Genomic DNA, 220 nt, shown 5'->3' with positions numbered 1-220 from the left:
TTTTAATGGTGACTTACTATGTAATGCTGACATTTGAGGACTTAGGCGCTTATATTACTCTCCTCCAGAAACGGGACGACGTTTAATTAGTATTCATAATTTTTCAAACGTAGGCCCCATAGAACACAACGGCTACGATGGCTTCGTCGCCACACTTTAACAGACTTGGAAGAACATAAATTTATATGTGGCTAAAGCGATAGAGCAAGCACGACTTTAA

The 220-nt window shown here is 39.5% G+C and carries 1 pseudogene; it reads left to right on the top strand.

Going from position 1 to position 220, the window contains the following annotated elements:
• A pseudogene (locus tag V6260_RS19715) lies at positions 1 to 160 on the top strand (PqiC family protein); the annotation flags it as partial.
• Between the last annotated feature and the right edge of the window lie 60 nt (positions 161 to 220).

It is taken from the genome of Pseudoalteromonas aliena (assembly GCF_038155085.1).
In the GTDB taxonomy this organism is placed as follows: Bacteria; Pseudomonadota; Gammaproteobacteria; order Enterobacterales; family Alteromonadaceae; genus Pseudoalteromonas; species Pseudoalteromonas aliena_A.
This window is presented reverse-complemented; position numbering and strand designations above follow the sequence as displayed.